This is a genomic window from Sphaerisporangium sp. NPDC049457 (assembly GCF_055586705.1).
Genome location: NZ_JBVJHR010000007.1, coordinates 197843 through 215092 on the forward strand (window position 1 = coordinate 197843; position 17250 = coordinate 215092).

Annotated in this window: 17 protein-coding genes; 8 read left to right on the forward strand and 9 right to left on the reverse strand. The window is 67.8% G+C overall.

Annotated features, from left to right (window positions below; all coding sequences use genetic code 11):
* Positions 1-111 precede the first annotated feature (111 nt).
* The 4 genes from ACZ6QO_RS13415 (at position 112) to ACZ6QO_RS13430 (ending at position 3685) form a co-directional block, all read left to right on the forward strand.
* Positions 112-303, forward strand: a complete 192-nt coding sequence (locus ACZ6QO_RS13415; protein ID WP_465850484.1) for a hypothetical protein — start codon at positions 112-114, stop codon at positions 301-303.
* Positions 300-902: a hypothetical protein gene (locus ACZ6QO_RS13420; protein ID WP_465850486.1), complete on the forward strand. Its 603-nt coding sequence runs from the start codon at positions 300-302 to the stop codon at positions 900-902. The genes ACZ6QO_RS13415 and ACZ6QO_RS13420 overlap by 4 nt, the downstream gene beginning before the upstream one ends.
* Positions 903-1433: 531 nt before the next feature.
* Entirely contained in the window at positions 1434-1832 is a 399-nt protein-coding gene (locus ACZ6QO_RS13425) for a MerR family transcriptional regulator (RefSeq protein WP_465850488.1), read from the forward strand.
* A 347-nt stretch (positions 1833-2179) separates the two neighbouring features.
* Positions 2180-3685, forward strand: coding sequence for a SulP family inorganic anion transporter (locus ACZ6QO_RS13430; RefSeq protein ID WP_465850489.1), 1506 nt, complete (start codon positions 2180-2182; stop codon positions 3683-3685).
* 261 nt (positions 3686-3946) lie between these two features.
* Here the strand turns inward: ACZ6QO_RS13430 and ACZ6QO_RS13435 are convergent, their stop codons facing one another.
* From ACZ6QO_RS13435 to ACZ6QO_RS13445, 3 genes are all read right to left on the reverse strand, one after another.
* The gene (locus ACZ6QO_RS13435; protein ID WP_465850491.1) at positions 3947-6121 is read right to left on the reverse strand and encodes a HelD family protein; all 2175 of its coding nucleotides are present in this window, start codon (positions 6119-6121) and stop codon (positions 3947-3949) included.
* Between the two features lie 363 nt (positions 6122-6484).
* Positions 6485-6715, reverse strand: a complete 231-nt coding sequence (locus tag ACZ6QO_RS13440; RefSeq protein ID WP_465850492.1) for an SDR family oxidoreductase — start codon at positions 6713-6715, stop codon at positions 6485-6487.
* A 105-nt stretch (positions 6716-6820) separates the two neighbouring features.
* Positions 6821-8017 carry an MFS transporter gene (locus ACZ6QO_RS13445; RefSeq protein WP_465850494.1) on the reverse strand — a complete coding sequence of 399 codons (1197 nt, stop codon included), beginning with the start codon at positions 8015-8017 and terminating at the stop codon, positions 6821-6823.
* Positions 8018-8139: 122 nt separating this feature from the next.
* Here ACZ6QO_RS13445 and ACZ6QO_RS13450 point away from each other — a divergent pair, with 122 nt between their 5' ends.
* Entirely contained in the window at positions 8140-8790 is a 651-nt protein-coding gene (locus tag ACZ6QO_RS13450) for a TetR family transcriptional regulator (protein ID WP_465850495.1), read from the forward strand.
* Between the two features lie 31 nt (positions 8791-8821).
* Here ACZ6QO_RS13450 and ACZ6QO_RS13455 read toward each other — a convergent pair whose 3' ends face one another.
* From ACZ6QO_RS13455 to ACZ6QO_RS13480, 6 genes are all read right to left on the reverse strand, one after another.
* On the reverse strand, positions 8822-9079 hold the full coding sequence (locus tag ACZ6QO_RS13455) for a hypothetical protein (protein WP_465850497.1): 258 nt from the start codon (positions 9077-9079) through the stop codon (positions 8822-8824).
* Between the two features lie 223 nt (positions 9080-9302).
* On the reverse strand, positions 9303-10013 hold the full coding sequence (locus ACZ6QO_RS13460; protein ID WP_465850499.1) for a PP2C family protein-serine/threonine phosphatase: 711 nt from the start codon (positions 10011-10013) through the stop codon (positions 9303-9305).
* Between the two features lie 907 nt (positions 10014-10920).
* On the reverse strand, positions 10921-11097 hold the full coding sequence (locus ACZ6QO_RS13465) for a hypothetical protein (RefSeq protein ID WP_465850500.1): 177 nt from the start codon (positions 11095-11097) through the stop codon (positions 10921-10923).
* Positions 11098-11289: 192 nt separating this feature from the next.
* A complete protein-coding gene (locus ACZ6QO_RS13470; RefSeq protein ID WP_465850502.1) occupies positions 11290-12975 on the reverse strand; it encodes a ribonuclease J in 1686 nt (561 codons plus the stop codon).
* Entirely contained in the window at positions 12956-13747 is a 792-nt protein-coding gene (locus ACZ6QO_RS13475) for a hypothetical protein (protein WP_465850504.1), read from the reverse strand. The genes ACZ6QO_RS13470 and ACZ6QO_RS13475 overlap by 20 nt, the downstream gene beginning before the upstream one ends.
* A 1-nt stretch (position 13748) precedes the next feature.
* The gene (locus tag ACZ6QO_RS13480; protein WP_465850505.1) at positions 13749-13949 is read right to left on the reverse strand and encodes a hypothetical protein; all 201 of its coding nucleotides are present in this window, start codon (positions 13947-13949) and stop codon (positions 13749-13751) included.
* A 204-nt stretch (positions 13950-14153) separates the two neighbouring features.
* On the opposite strand from ACZ6QO_RS13480, the gene ACZ6QO_RS13485 reads away from it, so the two are divergent.
* The 3 genes from ACZ6QO_RS13485 to ACZ6QO_RS13495 are packed head-to-tail and all read left to right on the forward strand — an operon-like array spanning position 14154 to position 17157.
* The gene (locus ACZ6QO_RS13485) at positions 14154-14564 is read left to right on the forward strand and encodes a MerR family transcriptional regulator (RefSeq protein WP_465850506.1); all 411 of its coding nucleotides are present in this window, start codon (positions 14154-14156) and stop codon (positions 14562-14564) included.
* Positions 14561-16153, forward strand: coding sequence for a peptide chain release factor 3 (locus tag ACZ6QO_RS13490; RefSeq protein WP_465850508.1), 1593 nt, complete (start codon positions 14561-14563; stop codon positions 16151-16153). Before ACZ6QO_RS13485 ends, ACZ6QO_RS13490 begins: the two co-directional genes overlap by 4 nt.
* Positions 16150-17157, forward strand: coding sequence for an ADP-ribosylglycohydrolase family protein (locus ACZ6QO_RS13495; RefSeq protein WP_465850510.1), 1008 nt, complete (start codon positions 16150-16152; stop codon positions 17155-17157). Before ACZ6QO_RS13490 ends, ACZ6QO_RS13495 begins: the two co-directional genes overlap by 4 nt.
* Positions 17158-17250 lie beyond the last annotated feature (93 nt).

Below are 17250 nucleotides of genomic sequence, written 5' to 3' on the forward strand. Positions count from 1 at the left end.
ATGAGGTGCACCTCCGGGCGAGAACGGCGGACTAGCACAGCCGAATCTACCCTAACGTTAAGGTAGGCTTCTTGGGGCGGCATTGCCGCGCATCGCGTCAGGAGGGCACCTATGAAGCGCTTCCGCATCACCCTCATCGATGACGCCGTCTTGTTCCTCGCGGCTCACCGCAGCCGCCGGGACGGCTCATCGGTGCTCTTCGAAAGGGTCGACGACACCAGCGGGCAATGGGTGATCGTCAGCGACATCCATCGTGACAACATCGTCGCCATCGAGAGCCTGCCCGACGTCTCGCCGGCATGACCGACCGCTACGGCGGACGGCGGCATCACCGTGATGTCGCCATCGCGCTGACGCCCGCCGCGGCCCTGCAGGCGCAGCAGCAGCTGGCGGCCGACGGTCAGGACGGCGTCCTGGAACTGGGCCCGCGGTGGGAGCCGCGTACGGTCGATCAGCGCACGCACCTGTTCGACCTGTACGCCCGGCTCCTGCTCACGCGCCTGCGTGGCCGGGCGGGGCGCTTGACCGTGCTGGCGCAGGAATGCCGGGCGCGGGCGGGCACGCTGACCGTGCCGCGAGTCCTGGCCGCGCGTCTGCGGCCTCGCGGCCGTGAGCGAGCCGGCCCATCCGTGCTAATACGCCCGGCCCGGCTGCGCCGCCTACGTCATCTGCACCCTCTGGCCGCTGAACTGGCCGCGCATTGCGTGCGGAATCGTGGTCGAGGCCGCAGCGGCGCGCGATCGAGTCGCCCGCACCCGCCTGCTGGCCATGTGCGTTGTCAGTCCAGCCGGGACGTATTGGAGCTTCTGCTGGGGGACCCGTCCCTGGCCGGGCCTCCCGATCGGCTCCTGGCCGAACTCGCCCGGCTCGATGGACGCATGCCGGGGCACGACCCGGGATGACACCGGGCCCGAGGACGACGGCTTGCGCGAGCAGCGGTCCTACTGCTCGCCGGAGGGAGATTCGGGCAGAAGGAGCAAGACGCTCCCTGTCGTACCCGCGTCGGCGCGGCTTGGCCGCGGCGCAGCCGGCGGAGAACGGCTCGCGTCGCCAGCCGACGAAGGAACGCCTGCCAACCCCGCGCGTACTGGGTCAGAGCCTGAGGAGGGAACTCGATGTCGGTGCCGCCGCACATAGTGCAGGTTGCGGGGATGGAATCGCGCAGCCGGTTCGCCTGGTAGGACTAACAGGTGATGAGGATGCCCTCTGCGGTGCTGCTGTTGAGATCTTCGCTCTCGCCGCAGGCCGGGCAGACGATGTGCCATGGCATGCTCTGTCTTGCCTTTCCCGGCGTCGCCGCGGAACCGGGTATCGTCACCAGAACGCCTCGCGCTCCTACCGCGCTACTCACCTGCGATTAAGTTAACGTAAGGATAGGTTGTGCGCCTCGTAGGCGTAGTGGGCCAGGGTCAGCGACGACAGTGGAGGATCGGATGTCCGACGGGCGGGTGCAGATCGGCGAGGTGGCCGAGCGGCTCGGGCTGTCCTTGCGGACGATCCGGCACTACGAGGAGGTCGGCCTGGTGGTGCCGGAGCGCACGCAGGGCGGCTTCCGCCTCTACAGCGAAACCGACATCGGCCGGCTGGCGCTGGTCAAGCGCATGAAGCCGCTCGGGTTCAGCCTGGAGGAGATGCGCGACCTGCTGGACATCACCGACCGGCTGGCGGCCGGCGACACTGATCCCGGCCTTGTGACCAGGTTGCAGATGTTCGAGCGGGCCGTCGCCGACCGGGGCGACAAGCTCCGTGAGCAGCTGGCCATGGCCAGAGAGTTCGCCGAGCAGCTGCGCCGCTCCCGCGTGGAGGCGGCCTCCTCGGCGTCTTCCCGTTAAGCCTCGCCGGGCAGTGAGAGGTTTCTCACCCCGCATCCGCTCGACCTAACTCTCACGTCAGGGTAGTTTGGACCTTGCTCGTCTGTGTCGACGCGAGCATGCTCCCTAGAGCGCGGACGCGCCGGGGGCCGGTCTATCGACAGTGTTCTACCCCGGGGGATTTCATCGTGCTCGTCCAGCCTGCCGTTCATCCGCGCCGCTCGGACCGCATCCGGTAATCCCATTCGGCCAGACATGGTGGTGTCACCGCCATGTCACGGCGCTGCCATATCTCCGCGTCAGCCTGTCCTGGTAGCGCCTTGCCCTCTGCTCGCGTAGCCGCTTCGCGCTGCGCGCCTTCCCTATGGATGGTCGTGTTGTCTTCTCCTGTCCTTGCCGCGCGCCGTTTCCGATTCCCTGACCTGCGTCATCTGACGCCCAAGGTGCTCCGTGTCGAAATACTGTCCGGCCTGGTGGTGGCCCTGGCGCTGATTCCCGAGGCGATCTCGTTCTCGATCATCGCCGGAGTGGATCCGAGCGTTGGATTGTTCGCCTCGTTCACCATGGCCGTGGTCATCTCCATCGTGGGCGGCCGCTCGGCCATGGTCTCCGCCGCCACCGGCGCGATGGCTCTGGTGATCGCCCCGCTGGCCCGCGAGCACGGCCTTGGCCACCTCATCGCCGCGGTCATTCTGGGCGGGGTGTTCCAGGTCGCCCTGGGCGCGCTCGGGGTGGCCAGGCTGATGCGGTTCGTGCCGCGCAGCGTGATGGTCGGCTTCGTCAACGCCCTCGCGATCTTGATTTTCATGGCGCAGGTGCCCGAGCTCACCGGCGTACCGTGGGCGGTCTACCCGCTGGTGATCGGCGGGCTGGCCCTGATGGTGTTCTTCCCGCGTATCACCAAGGCCGTTCCCGCGCCGCTGGTGTCCATCGCCATTCTGACCGCCATCACGCTCGGTGCGGGACTGGCCGTGCCCAGCGTGGGTGACAAGGGCGTCTTGCCGTCCTCGCTGCCCATCCCCGGGCTGCCGGACGTGCCCTTCACCCTGGACACGCTCACCCTCATCGCCCCGTACGCGTTCGCCTTCGCGCTGGTCGGGCTGATGGAGTCGCTGATGACGGCCAAGCTGGTGGACGACATCACCGACACCCACTCCGGCAAGACCCGGGAGTCCATCGGCCAGGGCATCGCCAACATCGTCACCGGCTTCTTCGGCGGCATGGGCGGCTGCGCCATGATCGGCCAGACCATGATCAATGTCAAGAACGGCGCCCGGACTCGGATCTCCACCTTCTGCGCCGGTGTCTTCCTCATGGTGCTGTGCATCGTCTTCGGGCCCTGGGTGTCGCAGATCCCGATGGCCGCGCTGGTCGCCGTCATGATCCTGGTGTCGGTCGGCACCTTCGACTGGCACTCCATCGCCCCCACCACCCTCAAGCGCATGCCCTGGGGCGAGACCGGCGTCATGGTCATCACCGTCGCCGTCGTCGTCGCCACCCACAACCTGGCCATCGGCGTCGTCGTCGGCAGCCTGGCAGCCATGGTGGTCTTCGCCCGCCGCGTCGCGCACCTGGCCAACGTCACCGCCTGTCTCGACCCCGACGGCAAGCAGGTGGTCTACGCGGTAACCGGCGAGCTCTTCTTCGCTTCCAGCAACGACCTGGTCTCCCAGTTCGACTACGCCACCGACCCCGATGACGTCGTCATCGACCTCACCGACGCGCACGTCTGGGACGCCTCCTCCGTCGCCGCCCTGGACGCGATCGAGACCAAGTACGCCAGCCGCGGCAAGAAGGTCACCATCATCGGCCTCAACCAGCCCAGCGCCCGCCTCCACGACACCCTCGCCGGACAGCTCACCGGCAGCCACTGACGCCATGGCCGGCCGCCCCTGGTGGCCGGTCGCACGTCACCCGGCCCGTGGACGAACCTGCAGGATCCGCAACTCGGTGTCGGACGGCAGCGTCTGCACCTGCGCTTCGTGGCGAATCCGCGCGACCTGTAGGGCCGGACCGTCCGCGCGGACGTTTCGAATCCGTTCTCATGCGATCTGGTCGGGACATTGGTTTTCGACAGCAGAACGCGGATCCTGCAGAACCACCCGAGGTTGGGGGCGGCCGGTCGGCGCCGAGCGTCAAGCCTTGCCGGTGTCGTCCAGTCGTGCGCCTGCCACGCGAGCGGGAATCTCCGCCGTCTCGGCAGAGCCGATGCCCAGACGGTTCCCGGACTTCTGCGCGAACTCCAGCATGTGCGAGACCGGCCCGTCGTGGGTCAGATGGAGCTCGTGCATGGCCCTGGTACAGGCGATGTAGAGCATGCACCTGTCCATCTCGTTGGCGTAGTTCGCCTCGTCCACGTGCGGGACGATCACGGTGTCGAACTCCAGTCCCTTGGAGAGGTGCGCCGAGGTGATGACGATGCCGGCGGCGAAAGCCTTGCTGTCGTAATCGAGGAAGGTCAGCTCGACTCCGGCCTCTGCCAGGGAGCGATGGAGCGTTTCCGCCTGAGCGACGGTCTTGCAGATGATGCCCAAGGAGTTGTGATCGCTGCGCTTGTGCCGCTCGATGAGGGTCAGGATCCGGCTCTCCTGCTCCTGCGGGTGCGCGCAGGAGATGATCTGCGGTGGCAGTCCCGGGCGCTCGATCGGGACGAGCTTGTCATTCCTGGAAATGTTCTGGGCGAAGTCCGTGATGTCGGTCGTGGAGCGGTAGCTCTTGCACAGCTCCAGGCAGTCGGCCTCCGGGAAGATGCTGTGGATCGTCGACAGTGACGAGGAGCTGAACGGGTTGACCGACTGGTTGGCGTCTCCAAGGATGGTCATCTTGCAGGAGAAGAGCCGGCGCAGCACGGCGTACTGGATGGGCGTGTAGTCCTGCATCTCGTCCACCAAGAGGTGGCGGATGTGCCCGTAGCTCTCGTATCGGGACGTTCTGATGACGGTGTAAATCAGCGGGAAGACGTCGGCGTACTCGATTCTTTTCCGGCCGAGTGGCTTGAACAGGGCGCGGCGGGCAGAGTCTTGGTAGAACGCCTTGTACATGGCGAGCGCGTCTTTGTAGGGGAACATGGCGCTGACCTGCTGGCGGACGGCGGCCGTGTCCGCGGCCGTCCACTTGCCGCCTCTGTCCAGCACCTCGTTCTTGAGCAGGCGAGCAGCGGTGAAGGCGATGTGCTCGAGTCGCGTGAAGACCGGAAGGGCCCGTGACTCGTGGAAGACGTCCGCGACCCATTCGGCCGAGAGTCGTTTGTTCTTCTGCTCGATCTGCCCGGGAGTGAATTCCTCGTCCGCGCGCGAGGTGATCCATGCGTCGAGGCGGGTGACGAACTCGGGTGTCGCCTTGTAGCGGATGCGCTCGGCCGTCGCTTCGTCGACGTGGTCGAGCAGCTTGACCACCTGTTCGCTGAACGTCTCGTAGTCGGTGACCTTCGCCAGGAAACCGCCGGCGATCCTGTCGAAGTCGATCTCCGCGATCTGCTCCTCACCCAGCTCGGGAAGCACGTCGGCGATGTAGTCGCCGAAGACCTTGTTGGGGGAGAGGATCATGACGTTGTCGGAGGAGATGGTGTCTTTGAAGCGGTAGAGCAGGAATGCCACCCGGTGCAGCGCGATCGACGTCTTTCCGGAGCCCGCCACGCCTTGCAGGATCAGCACCTGTGCCGTCTCGTTGCGAATCACCGCGTTCTGTTCTCGCTGGATGGTCGCGACGATGTTCTTCATCTTGTCATCGGCGGACTGGCTCAGCTCCCGCTGCAGGACGTCGTCGCCGATGTTGAGCGAGCTGTCGAACATGTACGCCAGGCGCCCACCCTGAATCTTGTATTGCCGCTTACCCGTGATGTCGCCATGGGCGGTGCCCTCGGGAGCCTCGAAGAAGGCCTCCCCCGATTCGAAGTCATAGAAGAGACTGGACACCGGGGCCCGCCAGTCGTGAACCACGATCTCCTGAGTGTCGGGGTGCAGAAGATGATGCACCCCGATGTAATGCGCCGTGGCCTCCGCGTCGCCCCGCCTGCGGAAGTCGACACGCCCGAAGTAGGGAGAGTCCAGCAGGCGCTCGATGCGCCTTCGGGCCTGCACCGCATGATCGCCCAAGGCGACCGCCATGTTCACCTCGGTACGATAGTTGGCCTTCTCCGCCGCATCCATGTCACGCCAGCTCGCCCACATGAACTCCTTCTGCTCCTTGATGCTTCTGGCGGACCTGTCGACGGAGTCGGTGAATCGCTTCAGCTCCGTTGTCAGCAAATGCACCGTCTCGGCGAGACGCTGGTGCTCGTATTGCTCATCTCGTGTCAGCGCGTCCGTCAATGCCGCCTCCGGATCAGGGTTCCGCCTTGGCCGCTCATGCAGAACCGCCACAAGGGCCACTACGCACGTGGTCGACGGTGCGCGCTCTGCCGCCGCATCGCCGGGCGGAGCCCTCGCACCGTAAAACCTATTGTCACGTAAGAGTAGGGTAGCGGAAGGGGTGTGTCGGCCGATGCGCATCGGTCGGCTGCCAGGCTCCCCCGCGCACCCAGCGAGATGTGCGTAGGCGTCGCGCTCGCCCTGCTGTCGGCCTTCGGCGGCGGTGTCGCTGCCCCGTGCGCGAACCGCTTCGGCTCGGTCAGCCCCACCACGGCGAACCACGTCCGTGGAGCTTGGTGCTGCCGTCGACTTCGTGTACGGCGTTCATGCTCTGGTGGGGCGCCTGGGGCCCATCGGGGTCAGCAGCCAGAGCACGTCCACGCCCTCGAAGGCGGAGGTCAGCGAGGCGGGGACGTCCAGGTCGCCCACCGCGAAAGCCACCCCTTCGGGTGCTTTGGCGGGGTCACGTACAAGGGCGCGGACGTCCCGGGAACCGAGAGCGCGCGGCAGAGCGCTGGACACGTTGCCGCCGGCGCCTGTGATCAAGATGGTCATGAGGGTTTTCCCTTCCTTCGGGGTTGTGAGCGCGTTGGTCGGACACGGGGACGTCTTCGGTGCCCGGCGAGATCGGCGCCGTACGCGGCTGGGGAACTCCGTGGCTCAGGCTTGCCTTCCGCGCCGGGCCAGGGTTGCGTAGCCGAGCGCGCCCAGCGCCGAGACCCCGGCAATGCCGAGGAACGCCGGTCGCAACCCGGCCACGTCGATGATGGGCTGGGTGAGGACGGGGGAGAGGAACTGACCGGCGAACAGTCCGGTGGTGAGCATGCCGACGGCCCGGCCGCGAACCTCGTCGCGGGCTCTGGAGATGATCCAGTTGTTCAGATTCGGTCCGGCGAGCGCCAGTCCTGCGGCGGTGATCATCAGTCCGGCTACGAGCACCCACCTGCTGTGGGTCGTGGCCAGGAGGGCGAAGCCGGCGACGGGGGCGGTGAAGGTGGTGGCGATGAGGGCGGGGCCACTTGCGCGCTTGCTGAGCCGCGGGTAGAGCAGCGACACCGGGAGCATGGTCAGCGTCATGAACGACAGGGCGATCGAGATCTGGAACGGGCCGGCGGCGAAGTCTCGGGCCAGCAGTCCCGGTATCTGGGTGGGGATGACGTAGAAGATCGCCTGGGCGAGGAACATGGCGGCGACCGGGGCGACCAGCCATCGACCGAGCCGGCCGTCGCCTGTCATCCCTTGAGGTGCTGCGGTGCCGGTCAGCCGCGATCGCGGCAGGAACACCAAAGCCGGCAGTAGCACCACGGCTCCGGTGAGATACATCAAAAAGGCCTCTCGCCAGCCGATTGTGGCCAGCGCGCCTGCGCCGAGCATGAACAGCAGGCCGCCGCCCGCGCCGGCGGCCTGCTGTCGGCTGAGGAGCCTCTGCCGGGTCGCCTCGTCGAAAAGTTCTCCGACAAGCCCGGTCATGCTCGTCATCAGCAGGGCGATGCCGGCGCCGAGCAGGAACCTGCCCACCAGGATGGAGGGCAGGTTCGGCAGCCATGCCCCGCTGGTGCCGGCCAGGGTGAACCCGGCCAAGCCCGCCAGCATCGTAGGTTTGCGACCGATTGTGTCGCCTAGCCATCCAGCGAGCGGGGACAGCAGCATGATCGCCAGTGCGTGCGTGGACAGGACCATCCCCGTGAGCATCGATGCGTTCTGCGCGCCCGCGAAGGCCTCTCGAATCGCGGGAAGTGCGGGGGCGATAGTGGCGCCGCCGAGCATGGGCAGTAAGGCGGCGGCGATGAGCGTGGCCTGCACGAGGAGGCCCGGGTTCAGCCGTCTGGCCGGCGGGTGCTGCAGTGTCGCGGTCATGGGGTGCCCTTCTACGGTGATCGGCCCTCCCAAAGTTGGCACTAAGAGGCACTTGGCGTCAAGAGGCGTTAGGCGATGAAGGGCTATTGCGTCTGTGTTTTTCTTGCGTTACGGTGGCGGCTATGCCGGTTCAGAACGTCGCGTCGCCATCGCTGCGAGAGCGCAAGAAACAGCGCACTCGCCGGGATCTGGCCGAGTCCGCCCTGCGGCTGTTCAACGCGCAGGGCTATGACGCCACGACGCTCGACGAGCTGGTCGAGTCCGTGGAGGTGTCCAAGCGGACCTTCTTCCGGTACTTCGACTCCAAGGAATCAGTGGCGCTGAACGCCGAGGCCGAGCTGTGGGACGCCTACATCGAGATCGTCGACCATGAGGCACTGAACGGCGAGATTCTGGCCATGTTGCGTGACGCACTCGTGGAAGCCACACACAACCTGCCCGATGATTGGCCCGAGCGGCTCTTCCGCACCCGAGCGCTCATCGGGCGCACACCGGAGCTGCGGGCGGCAAGCATGATGCTCGCCGCCCGCACGCAAGACCGCTTGACCGCGACGCTCGCACCCCGGCTAGCCCTCGACGAACACGACCTACGACTGCGCATGGCCGTCGAGATCACTCTGGGCGCCTACCGCTGCGGCGCGAAGGACTGGATCTCCGACCGCAAACGCGGAGGCAGGAAGGTGCTCGCGGATCGGATCCGGGTGGCCTTCGACGCCGTTCCCGACGCCATAGCCCTGGTCGGCACCGCCATCTCGGAGTCAACGTCGGCCTGACCGTCCGGTTGGGCCCGGCTCCCATCTTCGCTTACCGGGTGGCGATGTAGACGGTGCTGGCCGCCTGGCGCTGCTGGAGCGGGTCGGGGAAGGTGACCACGTGCGCTTGCGCGGTGGTGAAGACCCGGCCGAGCACGGCGAGGAACGCCTCCTCGGGCGGGTCGTTCGAGGACAGTGCGAAGACGCCGCCCGGGTACAGGTGCCGGGCCAACCGGCGCAGCCCGTGCGGCTGGTAGAAGGCGGCGTGGCCGGGCTGCAGGACGCGGTCAGGGGCATGGTCGATGTCCACCAGGACGGCGTGGAAGCGCCGACCCGGGGCTGCCGGGTCGAACCGGCCGGCGAGCCTGCCATCACGAAGAAGTCGCCATGGACGAGCGAGGTGGGCTTGAAGTCGAGGTCCTCGAACCGTATGCCCATGGGGCCGCCTCTCCATCCGCATCCGGCCTGGCGCGGCCTTGAGCCGCCCGCCCCATCGCAGGGAGCAGATGGGCAGGAGGCGGTACCGACGGCGATCACATGCGCGAGCCGAGCCGAAGTGGTGCTGTGGAGGACTGCTGGTCCGGTCCGGCGTGTCGCCTGGCGTCGGCCACGATGCAGGTGACGTCGTCGGGCGCCTGGGCGTGGCGGGCCAGAGCGAGCAGATCCTGCACGGCGGCGTCGGGGTCTGCGGCCGACGTCAGCACCTTGCCGATCGTTGCGGTGTCCAGGGCTTCCCTGAGCCCACCGCTCATGATCAGGAAGCGATCATCGACGTGCATCGAGCGCAGGTAGAGGTCCCAGTGCACCACCGGACCTCCATCCAGCCCGCTGCCGCCGGGAACTGAGTTCAGGTACGCGGGCGTGCGGGTCAGCTGCTGCAGAGATCCACCGCGCAGGAGAAACGCGCATGTTTCGCCGGCGTGCGCCACGGCCACCCGCATTCCGGTGCAGGCCAGAACGGTCAGACTGGTGCTCATGCCCGCCAGGGAGGGATCCTGCTGTCCACGTTGCCGGATCAGGGCATTGGCGCGGCCGAGCGCCGAGTCGAGCTCGAACAAGCTGTGTGATGTCCCGTCCAAGGCGGCGACGGCGTCGAGGGCGATGGCGCTGGCCACCTCTCCGGCCGGGCTACTTCCTGCACCGTCGGCGACCGCCAGAATCTGCGTTCCGGCATAGGCGGCGTCTTGATTGCTCAGACGCATCGGGCCGGCGTCGCAGGCGGCCGCTCGCGTGAGTTGGATCATTGTGGCCATCCCTGTGTGAACTCGGCGACATGCAGGAGCGATGAGATGACCCCCACACATACTCTAACGTAAAGGTAGGGTTAGGGGGAGCTGGTGATCCGCAGGTCGGCTGCCCGGCATCAGAGGTCGGCTCTGCCGGGCGGACGATAAGCCCTCAGGAAGGCGCGCACCCCCGCAGTGACGAGGTGTCGCTCATGTCGGCAGAATGCGGCCAGGCCCGGCCATCGTCGCGAGACGGGCCGTTGCGTCCGTCATCGCCTGTACGGGCGCAAGCGCCGTTCACGGCGTGGCGTCTTCGCATGTGCAGAGGGAGGGCGACCCCTTTGTCATCATCTCGATCCTGAGCCGGCAGAGGTGCATGTCTCGGGCCGGACAAACGCACGGCCTGCTCCGGCCACGGCTGGTTGGTCCGGTGTCGTACCCATCGGAGGCGTGGACGTGGGCGCCGTCACCTCCGAGGACCTGATGCGGCAGACCGCCCTGGGCGCGTCGCGTCTTCGAGGCCCAGATCGTCACTCAGCCGGGCCAGTGCCGTCCGGGTGGGCGGAGGCGCCGTGGTGAGTCAGGAAGAGCCGCAGGCAGGCCTGGCCGTCGGGATGGGTCGAGCCCGGACGCGGTCGCATACTTGGTCGATGATCCACAAGCCCATGCCGCGGGTTGCGATGCTGTCGGGGTACGCCGCAGATGATCGTGGGTGAGGGTGCCGGCGTGGTCGGGGACGTGCACGTTCACGCCGTGCTCGTCAGACGCTCAGGCATCCAGTGCCACCGGCGTGGTCCAACTCTCCATCAAACCCGGGGCTTGACATGCGGCTGCACTCCGCTGGTGACCAGCAGGAGTGAGTGTAGGCGGCGTTGCGGGGATTGACGGGATCGGCTTGTCATATGGAAGGACGTCCTGGCCGAGTTCAGCCCTCGGTGGTGGGCGCGACGATGCCGTGCGAGGCGTGGCCGGGGTCGTCATATACGGGGAAGAGCCGTCCCAGCCCGGTGATGTGCAGCAGGCGGGCCAGCGGGCCGCTCCGGCCAGAAAGAGCTGTCCGTCGCTCTCCTGGGTTCGGCGATGAGCGCGTACCAGTGTCCATAAGCCGCTCGAATCGCAGAAGCCGAGATCGGCTCGCCTCGCCGGCTACGGTCGCGGCGGTACCGATCTCCGGTGTCCCGATGGGAGACCGGGACTGCGCGCGGTCACGTCCCGGGGGCCGCCAGGCGCAGGGACGTCGGCGGCGCCCGGCGTCATCTGGCGTGCCTCCTGGCGGCCGGGCCTCCCGGTTGAGTCAGATTTCCACGATGACCGGGATGATCATGGGGCGGCGGCGGTAGGCGTCGCTGATGGAGCGGCCGGCGGCCCGCCGGACCAGGCGGCGCAGCTGATCGGGATCGGTGACGCCGTCGGTCGCCGCGGTGTGCAAGGCCTTTTCGATCTGGACGATGATGTCCTCGATGCCGGAGGGGTCGATGCCCGAGCCGCGGGCGTGGATCTCGGGACCGACGATCATGTCACCGGTGGTGGAGTCGACGGCGATGACCACGGAGACGAATCCTTCCTCGCCGAGGATGCGCCGGTCTTTCAGCGACCCCTCGGTGATGTCGCCGACGGAGGCGCCGTCGACGAAGACATAGCCGGTGGGGACGGCCCCGGAGATGGTCGCCCGTCCGCCTGCCAGGTCGACCACGACCCCGTCTTCGGCGATCACGATGCGGTCGTCGGGGACGCCGGACAGAGCGGCGAGCTTGGCGTGCGCGCGCAGGTGCCGCCACTCGCCGTGGACGGGCAGGAAGTTGGCCGGCTTGGTCAGGTTCAGCACATACAGCAACTCGCCTGCCGGGGCGTGACCGGAGACATGTACGCGGGCGTTGCCCTTGTGCACGACGCGGGCGCCCCACCGGTTCAGCCCGTTGATCACCTTGTTGACGGCGCTTTCGTTGCCCGGCACCAGAGAGGAGGCCAGCAGGACGGTGTCGCCCGCTTCGATGCGGATGGCGTGGTCGCGGCTGGCCATCCGCGACAGCGCGGCCATCGGCTCGCCCTGGGAGCCGGTGCACACCAGCACCACCTTTTGCGGTGGCAGCAACTCGGCTTCCTTCGCCGATACCAGCACGTCCGGCCCGATGCGGAGATAGCCGAGGTCGTGGGCGATGCCCATGTTGCGCACCATGGAGCGGCCGATGAGGGCGACCTTGCGGCCGTGGTGTTCGGCGGCGTCCATGACCTGCTGGATGCGGTGCACGTGAGAGGCGAAGCTGGCCACAATGACCCGCTGGGCCGAGGTGCGGATCACTTCGTCGATGACTGGGCCGATCTCGCGTTCGGCGGTGACGAATCCGGGCACCTCGGCGTTGGTGGAGTCGGACATCAGCAGGTCGACGCCTTCGCGGCCGAGCCTGGCGAAGCCGCCCAGGTCGGTGAGGCGGCCGTCCATCGGCAGCTGGTCCATCTTGAAGTCGCCGGTGTGCAGGACCAGCCCGGCCGGGCTGCGGATGGCCAGGGCGAGCGCGTCGGGGATGGAGTGGTTGACTGCCAGGAACTCGCAGTCGAACGGGCCGAACCGGTGCCGTTGACCTTCCTCCACCCGTTGTGTCACGGGCTGGATGCGGTGCTCGGTGAGCTTGGCCTCGATCAGCGCGATCGTGAGCCGTGACCCGGCGATCGGGATGCCGGGCCGTTGCCGGAGTAGGTACGGCACGGCGCCGATGTGGTCCTCGTGCCCGTGGGTCAGGATCAGCGCTTCGACCTTGTCGAGACGGCCGGCGAGGTAGTCGAAGTCGGGCAGGATCAGGTCGATGCCCGGCTGTTCCGGTTCGGGGAACAGCACGCCGCAGTCCACGATGAGCAGATGGCCGTCGTATTCGAAGACGGTCATGTTGCGGCCGATCTCGCCGAGGCCGCCGAGCGCCACGATGCGCAGCGCTCCGGCGGGCAGCGGCGGAGGCGGGCCCAGCTCAGGATGGGGATGGCTCATCGTGGTCCTTACGTTGTGAGCGGTCGTAGGTGGCGCCGTAGGTGGCTGGGGCGGGTCTCTCTGTACGCCAGGTGACCGTGCCGTCGGCCTCGACGCACCGGCGCAATACCCGTACCACCAGCTGCCTGGGCAGCTGCAGAGCCGCCACCCAGGTGCCGTATTTGTTTTTCTCTAGGCATATGTTGTCACTGTTGGTGACGACGCGGTCGGCGGCGAGGGTGTGCCGGAAGCCGCCGTACATTCTGACCTGATAAACGTGCACCGCAGTTGCTCTCCCTTCTACGTCCTTTATGCAGTGGCGTTGGTCGAGGATGAGAGCGGCCACCGTGTCCTCGGGTGCTTGCGGTTGCAGGTGGACCTGTTCGACGGCGATCGCGGTGCCGCCGTCGGCGAAGACCGCTTCCATGACATCGTGCCGTAGCAGCGAAAGGGGCCGATCCGCGGCCGCCCGGACCAGGTCGGGATGGGTGATGAGGGGCGCATCGGCGAGTGCCGCTTGACGACGCGCCCACACGCTCGCCTGGGATCTGACATCGATGGGGCGGCGGCGGCAGACGCGGTCGGGTGTCGGGGTGAGCTCCCGGACGGCATATCCGGCAGCGGTGAGCCGGCGGCACGGCTGGGCGGCGGCACGGCGTTCGTGCACGGCGAAGCCGCGCACGATGTCCACGGACTGGATACTGCGGGTCAGCTGCGCTGTGGCGCCGACCACGTCGTCGAGCAGCACGCGCCCGCCGGTGTCGAGCCGGGCGGCCAGCCGGTGAGTGCTCACGCTAGGCCCGTACGGCAAGGTCGGGCAGTTCTGTCCAAAACCGCCGCAGGTCGCTGTAGCGCTTGCCGGGCAGGCGCTGCAGGGTGGCGACCTCCAGGCGGGCGCCTGACTGCCGGGCGGTTTCGATCAGTTCGGCAGGGCCGGCTCCGAGCAACACCTCCTCGACGTGGTCCGCTATTTCGCTGCGTGTGACGACGTCCACTGTCACGCCTGTCCTCCGGTGGCTGGTCAGGGGCGGCCACGGTTCCCGGACGGCGCGTCCCATGGAGTGTCCCCCGCGAGGCCGGGCGTAGGGGCAACCGGCGTCGCAGGGACGTCTGCGGTGTCAGTCAGGAGAAACACATGACCGCGATCACTCTACTCTAACGTTACGGTAGAGTGATGCAGATGGGCGAAGGAGGCCGGAATGTCCGATGAGCTGAGGCAGATCGGAGATGTCGCAGAGGCGACCGGATTCTCCCAGCGGACGATCCGCCACTACGAGGAGGTCGGTCTGGTGGTGCCCGACCGTACCAGCGGGGGCTTCCGTCTCTACGGCGAGGCCGAGATCGTCCGGCTGCGGCTGATCAAGCAGATGAAACCTCTCGGGTTCACGCTGGCCGAGATGGGCGAACTGATCGAACTGCTGGACCAGCTGGGCGCCCCCAACTTCATCGAAGCAGCCCAGCTCGCCTTCCTGCTCGAGCAGCTTGCCCGCTTCGAAGAGCAGGTCAAGGCACATGCCGAGCGACTGCGCGAGCAACTCCTGGCCGCCCGCGACCTCGGCGCCGAGTTACGGCACATCTGTGTGAACACAACCTTCGAGGCGAGACGATGACTGATGTGGCATGGCAGGCCGGCCGGCGGCGCACCTTCGCGGTGATCAGCCATCCGGACGCGGGCAAGTCCACGATGACCGAGGCGCTGGCCCTGCACGCCTCGGCGATCAGTGAGGCCGGCGCGGTGCAGGGCAAGGCCGGGCGGCGCGGCGTCACCTCCGACTGGATGGAGCTGGAACGCTCGCGCGGCATCTCCATCACCTCCGCCGCCCTGCGCTTCACCTACCGCGACCACGTGTTCAACCTGGTCGACACCCCCGGCCACGCCGACTTCTCCGAAGACACCTACCGGGTGCTGGCAGCCGTCGACTGCGCGGTGATGCTCATCGACGCGGCCAAGGGCATGGAGCCGCAGACCATGAAGCTGTTCGAGGTCTGCCGGCACCGCCGCATCCCGGTCATCACGTTCGTCAACAAGTGGGACAGGCCCGGCCGCGACGCCCTGGAACTACTCGACGAGATCGAGGACCGTACCGGCCTGCGGCCCACACCGGTCACCTGGCCCATCGGCATCCCCGGCCACTTCCACGGAGTCGTGGACCGGCTCCGCAACCGCGTGAGCCGCTACGAGCGCACTCCAGGTGGCGCCACCAAGGCCATCGAAACGGTGCTCACAGCCGCGGAGGCCGCGGCCGAGTGGGAGTCCGAGTGGCGGCAGGCGGACGAGGAGGTCGCCCTGCTGGAGGCGATCGGCGCCGACCATGACCAGAAACAGTTCGAAGCCCACCAGTCGACGCCGGTGCTGTTCGGTGCCGCGCTGCCCAACTTCGGCGTGGCCCGCTTGCTGGACGTCCTGGTGGAGTTGGCACCCACTCCGGGCCCACGCTCGGACGTCTCCGGCAGCGGCCGTCCCCTGGAGGCGCCGTTCTCCGGGCTGGTGTTCAAGGTGCAGGCCAACATGGACCCGGCCCACCGCGACCGGATCGCCTTCGTCCGCGTCTGCTCGGGCCGGTTCGAGCGCGGCATGGTACTCACCCACGCCGCCACCGGCCGCCCGTTCGCCACCAAATACGCCCAGTCGGTGTTCGGCCAGGAACGCACCACTATGGACGAGGCATACCCGGGCGATGTCGTCGGCCTGGTCAACGCCACCGCGCTGCGGCCAGGAGACACCCTGTTCGACGGGCCGCCCGTGACCTACCCGCCCATCCCCAGTTTCGCGCCCGAGCATTTCGCTGTCGCCCGCGCCCGCAACAGTGGCAAATCCAAGCAGTTCCGGCGCGGCATCGACCAGCTCGACGCCGAGGTCGTCATCCAGGTGTTGCGCTCGGACCTGCGCGGCGACCAGGCGCCGGTCCTGGCCGCGGTCGGCCCGATGCAGTTCGAAGTGGTCCAGCATCGTATGGCCGCCGAGTTCGGCGCCGAGATCAGCCTGGACCATCTGGAGTACACCGTGGCCCGACGCACCGATGCGGCCTCGGCCGAGACGCTCATGCGCCAGCGCGGCGCCGAGGTGCTGACCCGCAGCCGTGACCAGGCGCTCCTGGCCGTGTTCAGCGACCGCTGGCGGCTACGCTCCATCGCCGCCGACCACCCCGGACTGACCCTGCAACCGCTCATCGCCGACACCAGCCAGGAGCACGCGTGATACCCGCCTTCGACGACCGGATCCGCGGCTGCCTGTTCGGCCTCGCCTGCGGGGACGCGCTGGGAGCGCCCTTCGAAGGGCAACGCCTGGTCGATCCCGCCGAGATCCGTTCCTGGACGGACAGTGCGGCGGTGCTGCGGCACACCGACGACACGGCCATGACGCTGGTCATCGCCGAACATGTGGCCGACGCCCTGGCCAAGGACGAGCCCGTGGAGGAGGAGCGGATTCTCGAAGGCTTCATCGCGGCATGGCGGCGCGATCCCGCCCGCGGCTACGGCCCCGGCATGCACGAGCTGTTCAGCCTGATCAGCAGCGGTATGCCCACCGTGCAGGCGGCCGAACGGCTGTATGGCGGGGCCGGGTCGCTGGGCAACGGCGCGGCCATGCGTACCGCCCCCCTCACCTTCCTCGACCTCGGCCTGGGCGAGATCGCCACGCTGGCCCGGCGCGTCGCCCGCACCACCCATACCCACCCGCTGGGCGTGGAAGGAGCGGTCATGCAAGCCACCGCCGTCGCTCTGGCCCTGCGCAGCGACACCCACCGGCCCTTGCAGCCAGCCGCGTTCATCACCACGCTCCGCGACGTCACAGTCCCCATGACCTACGCCCTGCCGCTCAACCGGCTGGCCAACCTGCACCCTTTCGCCACCCCGCACCAGATCGCCAACTGGTTCGGCAACGACTCCACCGCCCTGAGCAGCGTGCCCGCCGCGATCGCCGCCTTTCTCACCACACCCGACGATCCCGAGCAGGCCATCCGCACCGCCGTCGAGATCGGCGGCGACACCGACACCATCGCGGCCATGACCGGCGCCCTGGCCGGAGCCCGCTGCGGCCTGGCCGCCCTGCCCGCTTTCTGGCTCTCACGCCTGGAGGCCAGCGACCGCATCGAGGACATCGCCGAGCGCCTGGCGTCGGCGGTCTCTGATTCCCCTGCCTCCACCAGCCGCCGAGCTCGACCCCAACCGTTCCGCGACAGCAGAGATCGTACTTGCCCCTAACACCCGCCGCCCGTCACGTCGGTTACGATCCCGCACCGTCCTCGATCCGCCAGGCTTGTGGCAGTCTCGACATCACCGCCAGCGGGCCCGATT